Below are 9,371 nucleotides of genomic sequence, written 5' to 3'. Positions count from 1 at the left end.
ATGGCGGCCATACGCTCGTCCTGCTTCTGGCGCTCCAGCTCGTAGAGGCGCGCCTTCAGCACCTTCATCGCCATCGCCTTGTTCTTGTGCTGCGAGCGCTCGTTCTGGCAGGCGACGACGATGCCCGTCGGCACGTGGGTGATCCTGACGGCGCTGTCGGTCGTGTTGACGTGCTGCCCGCCGGCCCCCGACGCGCGGTAGGTGTCGATCCGCAGGTCCTTCTCCTCGACCTGGATGTCGATGTCCTCGTCGACCTCGGGATAGACCCAGACGCTCGCGAAGCTGGTGTGGCGGCGGGCCGAGCTGTCATAGGGGCTGATCCGGACGAGGCGGTGGACGCCGCTCTCGGTCTTGGCATAGCCATAGGCGTTTTCGCCCTTCACGAGCATCGTCGCCGACTTGATACCTGCCTGGTCGCCCGCCTGATATTCGACCAGTTCGACCTTCATGCGGCGCTTTTCGGCCCAGCGGCTGTACATGCGCTGGAGCATCTCGGCCCAGTCCTGGCTTTCGGTGCCGCCGGCGCCCGCATGGACTTCGATATAGCAGTCGTTCGCGTCGGCCTCGCCGGCGAGCAGCGCCTTGATCTTGTCTTCCTCGGCGCGCTCGGCGAGCGCCGCCAGCGACGCCACGGCCTCATCGACCATCGCCTCGTCGCCTTCCATTTCGGCGAGTTCGATCAGTTCGGCGGTGTCGGCGCATTCGGTCTCGATCGCGCGCGTCGCCGTGATCGCCTCGTCGAGCCGGCGGCGTTCGCGCATCACTTCCTGCGCGGCCTTGGCGTCGTTCCACAGCGTCGGGTCCTCGACCTTCGCATTGAGTTCGTCGAGCCGCCGCACCGCGCGGTCCCAGTCGAGAAAGCGGCGCAGCAGCGCCAGCGCGGCGCCAATCTTGTCGATATGATCCTGCGCTTCGGCGCGCATGTCCTTGCTCCTGAAATATGTTGATCCCGCCCTTACGGCTTCAAGCGCCGCAGGGGAAGGTGGTCCAAGCCGTCAGATAATGCCGCCGCGATCGTCGAGGAAGTCGCTGTCGGTGCGGCCGGTCGATCCCTTTTGCGACGCGCCGCCGGTCGCCCGCCGCGGCGTCTTGATCGGCTTGATTTCCTCTTCGCGGATCGTCCGCCGCGGTTCGCTTTCGGGCTTGAAGGCTTCCCAGATGATCGACGCCTTGGGGTCGGTCCCCGGCCAGCTGCCATAGACACGGCGGCCCGACTGGCGGTCGATACGCACCATCCGCACGCCCTTCGGCGCCGAGAAGGGAATCGGCTGGCGATCGGCGAGCGCGGCGAGCGCGAAATCCTTGAAGATCGGCGCGGCATAGCTGCCGCCCTGCGCATAGCCGCCCATGCTGCGCGGCTGGTCGAAGCCGATATACATGCCCGCGATCACGTCGGGCGTGCCGCCGACGAACCACACATCGTTCGGCCCCGTGGTCGTGCCCGTCTTGCCGAACAGCGGCACGCCCAGGTCACGCAGCCGCACCGCGGTGCCGCGCTGGACGACGCCTTCGAGCATATGGACGACCTGATAGGCGGTGATCGGATCCATCAGCTGCTTGCCCGACCTGGCGAAGCGCGGCATCGGCCGGCCGTCCCAATCCTTCTTGTTGCAGCCCTCGCACGGTTTCCAGTTCACCGGGAAGATCACCTTGCCACGGCGATCCTGCGCATAGTCGATCACGCGCGGCTTCAGCGCGCGGCCGTGGTTGGCGAGCATCGCGTACGCATTGGTGATCTTTTCGACCGTCGTCGTGCCGGCGCCGAGCGCGGTCGAGAGATAAGGTTCGTGCTTGCCGATGCCCATCGTCTGGATCGTTTCGACCACCGGCTCCATGCCGACCTGGCTCGCGGTGCGCACCGTCATCAGGTTGCGCGACTGTTCGAGACCCCAGCGCATCGTATGCTCGCCCGATCCGCCGCCGCCGCCGAAGTTGCGGAAGCATTTGTTGCCGAGGCTGGCGCCCTGATAAACGCAGAAGGGTCCGTCGACGATCATCGTCGCGGGAGTCATGCCATTGTCGAGCGCGGCGGCGTAAACGAAGGGCTTGATCGTCGAGCCCGGCTGGCGTTCGGCCTGCGTCGCGCGGTTGAACGGCGAGAGGCGCACGTCGAAGCCGCCCTGCATCGCATAGATGCGGCCCGAATGCGGGCTTTCGACGACCATGCCGCCCGACACTTCGGGGATGTTGCGCAGCGCATAGCTGCTGCCGTTCGATTTGACGACGATCAGGTCGCCCGGGCGCATCGCCGAAAAGGCGCTGCCGCCGGTCTTGCGATAGCCCATCGTCGCGGCGCTCGCGGGCAGCGTTCCGGTGTCGCCGTTGGCAAAGCCGATGCGCGCCGCGCCTCCCGATTTCGAGAGCACAGCGGCGACGCGCCAATTGTCGTAATCGATGCCGATGAAGCTCGACGCGAGGCGGCTCTGCCACTGATCGTCGGCCTCGATCCTCGCGATCGGCCCCGACCAGCCCTTGCCCGCGTCGTAGCGCTGGAGCCCCTTGCGCAGCGCCATCGTCGCGCCCTGCTGCATCTTGCCGTCATAGGGCGTGCGCACCCAGAGGCCGCCGGCATAGACGCTGTGCGGCCCCTTGTCGGCGGTTTCGCCGAACTGGGCGATCAGCTGGCGCCGCACCTCTTCCATATAATAGCCGCCGACCTGCGCGATCGCGGTGTTGCCCGTGTTGGTGAGGCCGAGCGGCATCGCGCGCGCGGCGTCGCGCTGCGCGGTGCTGATCCAGCCATTGTCCTGCATCGACCCGAGCACGAAATTGCGCCGCGCGATCGCCTCGCCTTCGAAACGCGCGCGGCCGTATTTTTCGGGCGCCTTGGGCAGGATCGCGAGGAACGCCATCTCGTGCAGCTGGAGCTGATCGACGTCCTTGTCGAAATAGGCGCGGCTCGCCGCCTGCACGCCGAAGGCGCGGCGGCCGAGCGGAATTTCGTTAAGATAGAGCTCGAGAATCTGTTCCTTGGTCAGCGCATCCTCGATGCGCATCGCGAGAATCGCCTCGCGCACCTTGCGGCGATAGCTGAGTTCGTTCGTGAGCAGCAGGTTCTTCGCGACCTGCTGGGTGATCGTCGAGGCGCCGATGGGGCGGCCGCTGTTCGTCAGGTTGGTGATGATCGCCGAAGCGATCCCCGGATAGTCGATGCCGCCATGGCTGAAGAAGGTCTTGTCCTCGGCCGCGAGGAAGGAGCGCACGAGGAGCTGCGGATATTCGCTATATTCGAGCTGGACGCGGCGTTCGCGGGCATAGCTGTGCACCGGCTTGCCCTCCGCATCGCGGACCATCGTCGGCAGCGGCGGTTCATAGTCGCGCAGCTGGTCGACCGACGGCAGGTCGCGCGCGAAAACCACCCAGATCAGGGCAAGAAAAAGAATGCCCGCGAGTGCGAGGTAACCGAGCCAGCGGAACCAGCGCCGTGTCCACATATCGCTCAGCCATGCGATGACGGCATTGCTGTCGCGGCGCAGGCGCAAGCGGAAATCGGGCGGACTGTCAGCGGCCATATGTCCCCGCCTCTAAAGCCTGAACCGACGAAAGGGAAGCGTGCTTGCGGCGAGGTGCGCGACTAGGCGCTTGTCGTCAGGTCGAGCAGCGCGGAACGCAGCATCGCGGCCACTTCGACGCGCACGGCGCCCGCCGAAACCCGGTCTTCCTCATACGACATCTCGTCTGCGGCGAAACCGAGCTCGACCGCCAGCCGCAGCCGCGACCAGAGCATTTCGCGGTCGACGCCGGAAAGGTGCGGCGTGCAGGCATCGGCGAGCCGGCCGGTCACATGGCGATGCGATTCGAGCCGGACATGGACGAGACGCGGCGTCGCGTGCAGCGCGCGCAAGATCCACACCGCACCCGGTTCGGCGCGCGTCACCGCGGCGTTTTCGGCCAGAAGATCGCCGATATGATCGGCCATGCCCGCGATCCCGCCCGGCGCATGACGCGTGATCCAGCTTTCGAGTACGGCATTCTGACGCTCCATCAGCCGCCGCCCGAGCGCCTCGATCACCGCATATTTGTCGTCGAAATAACGATAGAGCGCGGGCGGGGTCAGCCCGGCGCGCGCCGCGATCATGTTGGTCGAAATCCGCTCGAGCCCGACCTCGGCGAGCAATTCGCCAGCGACGTCGAGCAGGCGGCCCTGCGTCTGCCGCGCGCGGTCCTGCTTCGGCGGACGTCTGACAATATGGGGGCGGGCGGCGGCGATCACCGCGCCCGGCCGCGCGCGCCGACCGGCCAGATGTCGACGAGCGTGTCGCCCGCGACGATATGATAGAAATCATAGAGATTCACCGTCGGGTCGCAGTGCGGCACGGTCAGGCTGACCGGATCGCCGGGCGCAAGCTGCGTCCCGATTTCGGGCGCGATCAGCGCGGCATGCTCGTCGCCCATGAAAGCGAAAAAGGCGGTTTCGGGCGCCCCGCGCTGCACCACCGCGACGCCGCCGTCGGTCGAAAGCGACTTGTAACCCGCGTCGATCGTGACGAGCCCGCTGTGGTTGGCGCTGACGACGCGCGCGTCGACCGACAGCGAAACCTCGAACGGCGGCGCGGCGCCATCGGCGATGTCGCAGTCGAGATATTGCTTGTCCATGAAGACGTAGCTGCCCGCCTGCAATTCGTTGAAGACGCCGAGATCGAGGTCGATCCGGTGGGTGCCGGTGCCCGATCCGGTGACGATTTCGGGCGCGAATCCGGTTTCGGACAGCGCGGCGATGACCTCCTGCAGATAGGCGGTGCGTTCGACGATCGCGGCGCGGCGCTCGGCATAGCTTTCGATATGCTGCTGCGACCCGCAGTAAAATTGCACGCCGCGATATTCGAGGTTGGGCGATTCGGAGATCAGCTTCACCAAGGCAACGGCCGCTTCGGCCGACGCCACGCCGGTGCGCGCGATGCCGGGGTCGATGTCGATGATCACGTCGAGCTTCGCGCCCGCCGCCTCCAACGCTGCGTCGATACGCTCCGCAACGCCCGGATGGTCGACCACCGCCATCAACCCTTCGGCGGTGGCCGCGAGCTTCGCCAGCCGCTCGATCGCGGCGGGTGCGGCAACCGGCGAGGTGATGAGGATGCCGGTCACCCCGCCCTCGGCGAGCACCTCGGCCTCGCCGATCTTGGCGCAGCAGACGCCGACCGCGCCGGCCGCTTTCTGGCGCAACGCGATATCGACGCTCTTGTGCGTCTTGGCATGCGGGCGCAATGCAACCCCGTGATGCGCGGTGAGCGCGGCCATCGCCGCGATATTGCGATCGAGTGCATCGACATCGAGTATCAGCACCGGCGTATTGAGGTCGGCGCGCGACCCCTGCCGGCCGATCAGATGGGCGTGCAAATCACGGTCGGTCGTCATGCGAACAAGGTCTCCAGATGCGGGTTGAGGAATTTGCCGTGCGGGTCGGCGGCGCGGCGCACCGCTGTATAATGTCCCGCCATCGGATAGAGCGCGGCGACGTCGGCGCGGCTCAGCGTGTGGCGTTTGGCCCAGTGCGGCCGGCCGCCGGCACCGCGAAAGATCGCCTCGGCCTCGGCGAACAGCGCCGCCCAGGGCATCTTCGCATATTGGTGCATCGAGATCGCGGCGACGGGCCCGGCATTCATCGGGCTCATCCAGATATCGTCGGCGGCGACGGTGCGATATTCAAAAGGGAAGGTGACCGGCAGCCGTTTCTTGCGAATCCAGCCGACGACCTCGTCCAATGTTTCGAGCCCGGCGGCGCGCGGCATTTCATATTCCATCTCCTCGAACCGCAGCGTCCGGTCGGAGGGAAAAATGGCATGCGCGGGGCCGCGGCGGCGGCCCGAAATGCCGCTTTTCATCATCAGGCGCTGAAGAAAGGGGGTGAGAAACGACAGCCGCGCCGAAAGGTCGAGAATGCGCCGAAAGGTCGCCTCTTCCATGTCGGTCGTGCTCGGCGGCGGGTCGCACGGGTCGCATAGATCGAGCGTTTTCAGAATCACCTGGTCGCTGTGCGGGAAGAACCAGAATTCGATATGGCGGTGCTGTTCTGCCAGCTCGTCATAGCTTTCGCGGATTTCGGCCCAGCGGCGCTTTTCGATCCGCTCGGCGAGGTGAAAGGCGGGGACCACCGCGACCTCGATCTCGGTCGCGACACCGAACAGCCCGAGCGACAGGCGTTGTGCCTGATAGAGGTCGGCGTTGGTCGCGCTATCGCACCAATGCGCCTCGCCATCGCCGCCGACGAGACGGAAACCGCGCGCGAAGGTGGCAAGCGAGCCAAGGTCGACGCCGGTGCCATGCGTGCCCGTCGCCATCGCGCCCGCCAGCGACTGCGGATTGACGTCGCCCTGGTTGGCGAGCGCCAGCCCCTCCTCCCAAAGCGCCGCGGTCAGCCGGCGGATGCTCCAGCCCGCGGGGATACGCGCGGTCCGGCGGTCGGCGGCGATGTGGATCGCGCCCGCCATATCGTCGAGGCTAACGATGAGTTCGCCCGATTCGCAGAGTGGCATGAAGCTGTGTCCGGCGCCTGTGGCGCGCAATTTGCGCGCGCTGCGAACCAGCATCGCCAGTTCATCTTCGCTTTGCGGGCGGGCGATCGACGCGGCCGCGGTGACGCTGCCCGACCAGTTGCTCCAGCTCATGACATTCTCCCGCAGCGAGCCGGGCGAAGCTGGTCGTCGCAGAAAAGTTAGTCAAGACTAACTTTTCAAACTCGTCATTCCCGCGAAAGCGGGAACCCAGGGTCTGCGTCGGCTAACTCCGCACTGGGTTCCCGCTTTCGCGGGAATGACGAAGAGTGGAAATGTCGATCTTCAGCGCACCGCGATCCGCCGCGCGAAATGGATCTGCACCGCCTCGCGCACCCCCCGCGCGACCTTTTTCCGGCCCGCCAACGAGGCGAGGAATTCGCCATCCTCCTTGTTCGAGATGAAACCCGTTTCGAACAGGACCGACGGCGTGTCGGGCGCCTTCAGCACGATGAACGAGGCGAAGCGGTGCGCCGTCGTGCGGAATTTGACCTCGTCCGATGCTTCACGCTGCAGCAGACGGGCAAAGTCGGACGCGACGTTCATCGTCTCGCGTTGCGCAAGGTCGAGCAGAATCGCCGACACGTCGCCGCTATGCGCGCCGAGATCGACCCCGTTGATGATATTGGCCTTGTTCTCACGCGCCGCGAGCCGCGCCGCCTCGCGATCGGAGGCGACTTCGGACAGCGTATAGATCGATGCACCGCTCGCCTGCCTGTTCTCTGCGGCGTCGGCGTGGACCGAAATGAACAGGTCGGCCTTCAATCGCCGCGCGATACCATAGCGTTCCTCGAGCACGAGGAAGCGGTCGTCGGAGCGGGTGAGCGCGACGCGGACGCGGCCCGACGCAAGAAGATCGGTGCGAATCGCACGGGCGAGCGCGAGCGTAATATCCTTTTCGCGCATGCCGCCGTGTGGGCTGATCGCGCCAGGGTCGTGCCCGCCATGGCCGGCATCGATCACGACGAGCGGCAGGCGGCTGTTCGCCGGCCCCTCGATGCGCGGCAGCGCAACCGAAGGCTTCGGCTTTCCGATCGGGACGGTCACGCTGTATCTTTTTCCGGGGCGCTTGGCACGGAAGCCCGCCGGAACCTGCCATTCGCTGCGCGGCCTGTCGAACGCCGGATCGACGATTGGCCGTCCCGCAACGGTTGCGGGCGGCGACGCGATCATGCCAAGCAGGGCAAGCAGGCTCATCGCTCGTCTATGCCGCCCGAAGCGCGCGCTGGTCCAGCGCTTATTGAAAAACATCGCGCGCCCGCCGCAGAACAATGTGAACCATCCATTAGGCATCGTGCGTCGAACCCGCGTCGACCGGCAGGGTTAGCAGGTAATTCAGCCTGTTCGCCGGTGCGGGTTTTCTTGCAACACCCCTGCATCATCCTATCTTTGTACGGTGGTTGTGGTTGCCGTCGGCACATGCCGATGCTAGCACGCCCTCACTGACGGTGTCGTTCCCGGTGCCGTCCGGCCTTTTGAGGGGAGGGCCTGCTCCGCGAATATGCGGAACATGGCCGCCTTGGCGCCGGACATACGGGGAAGGGCGACCTGCCGCCAGTCCACCCGGTTGACCGGACAGTCGGGGCGTGCGCATCACGCCCGCCCTGCCCGCCCGCTCACCCCGTAACAGGTTGATGCCGCATGAGGCTTGCCATGCCCTCTTTGAATCCCGACGCGGGCGCTTTCGCCCCGGCCGTCGCCGGATTTGAAGACCGCATGCGCGTCCAGGACCGGACGCAGGCTCCTTTCGGCAATAACGTCTTTTTTCTTTTCACCCGTATCCGCCGCGGCCAGCCCTCGGGCAGGTTCGCGGGATTTTTTGATGGCGTGCCAAGGCGCGCTTGGAGTGTATCTAATGACCACGCGCATGTTGATCGACGCGCGGCACCGGGAAGAAACCCGGGTCGCCGTCACCAAGGGAAACCGAATCGAGGAGTTTGATTTCGAGTCCGCCGAGCACAAGCAGCTCAAGGGCAATATCTATCTGGCCAAGGTTACCCGCGTCGAACCGTCGCTTCAGGCGGCATTCGTCGAATATGGCGGCAATCGCCACGGCTTCCTCGCCTTCAGCGAAATCCACCCCGACTATTACCAGATTCCGAAGGAAGACCGCGACGCGCTGCTGCGCGAAGAGGCCGAGCATGCCGCCGCCGCCGCACAGCGCGCCGAGGAAGACCTCGACGAGCTCGAAGGCGATGTCGCCGACGTCGAATATCACGACGAGGACGACAATGGCGACAGCCGCCACGATCGCGACGATGACCGCGACGATCATGACGATCGGGACGGCCATGACGATGGCGACGACCATGGCGATGCCGAGAATGGCGACGCCGAAGAGGGCGGCGAAGGCTCGGAAGAAGGCCCAGAAGGAACCGGGGATGGCCGCGGCGATCGCCGGAGCCGCGGGCGCGGGCGCGGCAACAACCGCAAGGGCGGGCGCGGACGCAGCCGCCGCGGCGACGACGAAGACGGCGAAAACCGCATGTCGCTGCGCCGCCGTTACAAGATCCAGGACGTCATCCGTCGCCGTCAGGTGATGCTGGTCCAGGTCGTCAAGGAAGAACGCGGCAATAAGGGCGCCGCGCTTACCACCTATTTGTCGCTCGCCGGCCGCTACTGCGTGCTGATGCCGAACACGATGCATGGCGGCGGGATCAGCCGCAAGATTTCGAACGGCGCCGACCGCCGCAAATTGAAGGCGATGATCGACGAACTCGCGCTGCCGCCGACGATGGGCTGCATCGTCCGCACCGCGGGGATGAGCCGCACCAAGGTCGAGATCAAGCGCGACTTCGACTATCTCGCGCGCCTGTGGGACGAGATTCGCGAGAATACGCTGGGCAGCTCGGCGCCCGCGCTGATCCATTCGGACAGCGA

Annotated in this window: 7 protein-coding genes; 1 reads left to right on the top strand and 6 read right to left on the bottom strand. The window is 65.9% G+C overall.

Features of this window, described 5'->3' with window-relative positions; translation table 11 throughout:
* The 6 genes from prfB to VJ811_RS06060 all read right to left on the bottom strand — a co-directional run.
* Nucleotides 1-923 (bottom strand): peptide chain release factor 2 (prfB, locus tag VJ811_RS06085; RefSeq protein WP_324071374.1); only part of this gene is annotated, 923 nt, incomplete at its 3' end.
* Nucleotides 924-995: 72 nt separating this feature from the next.
* The gene (locus VJ811_RS06080; RefSeq protein ID WP_324071373.1) at nucleotides 996-3,512 is read right to left on the bottom strand and encodes a penicillin-binding protein 1A; all 2,517 of its coding nucleotides are present in this window, start codon (nucleotides 3,510-3,512) and stop codon (nucleotides 996-998) included.
* Between the two features lie 62 nt (nucleotides 3,513-3,574).
* Nucleotides 3,575-4,213: a TetR/AcrR family transcriptional regulator gene (locus tag VJ811_RS06075; RefSeq protein ID WP_324071372.1), complete on the bottom strand. Its 639-nt coding sequence runs from the start codon at nucleotides 4,211-4,213 to the stop codon at nucleotides 3,575-3,577.
* A complete protein-coding gene (locus tag VJ811_RS06070) occupies nucleotides 4,210-5,355 on the bottom strand; it encodes a DSD1 family PLP-dependent enzyme (protein WP_324071371.1) in 1,146 nt (381 codons plus the stop codon). The genes VJ811_RS06075 and VJ811_RS06070 overlap by 4 nt, the downstream gene beginning before the upstream one ends.
* Entirely contained in the window at nucleotides 5,352-6,605 is a 1,254-nt protein-coding gene (locus VJ811_RS06065; protein WP_324071370.1) for a D-arabinono-1,4-lactone oxidase, read from the bottom strand. The genes VJ811_RS06070 and VJ811_RS06065 overlap by 4 nt, the downstream gene beginning before the upstream one ends.
* Before the next feature lie 171 nt (nucleotides 6,606-6,776).
* On the bottom strand, nucleotides 6,777-7,742 hold the full coding sequence (locus tag VJ811_RS06060) for an N-acetylmuramoyl-L-alanine amidase (protein ID WP_324071369.1): 966 nt from the start codon (nucleotides 7,740-7,742) through the stop codon (nucleotides 6,777-6,779).
* Between the two features lie 604 nt (nucleotides 7,743-8,346).
* Here VJ811_RS06060 and VJ811_RS06055 point away from each other — a divergent pair.
* A partial coding sequence (locus VJ811_RS06055) for a ribonuclease E/G (protein ID WP_324071368.1) occupies nucleotides 8,347-9,371 on the top strand: 1,025 nt, incomplete at its 3' end.

This window comes from Sphingopyxis sp., assembly GCF_035250425.1.
Lineage (GTDB): Bacteria > Pseudomonadota > Alphaproteobacteria > Sphingomonadales > Sphingomonadaceae > Sphingopyxis.
This window is presented reverse-complemented; position numbering and strand designations above follow the sequence as displayed.

What these genes read in the sequence shown, in the direction of transcription:
- VJ811_RS06060 (WP_324071369.1), bottom strand. Translation starts at nt 7,742, where the DNA reads ATGTTTTTCAATAAGCGCTGGACCAGCGCGCGCTTCGGGCGGCATAGA.
- VJ811_RS06080 (WP_324071373.1), bottom strand. Translation starts at nt 3,512, where the DNA reads ATGGCCGCTGACAGTCCGCCCGATTTCCGCTTGCGCCTGCGCCGCGAC.
- VJ811_RS06070 (WP_324071371.1), bottom strand. Translation starts at nt 5,355, where the DNA reads ATGACGACCGACCGTGATTTGCACGCCCATCTGATCGGCCGGCAGGGG.
- VJ811_RS06065 (WP_324071370.1), bottom strand. Translation starts at nt 6,605, where the DNA reads ATGAGCTGGAGCAACTGGTCGGGCAGCGTCACCGCGGCCGCGTCGATC.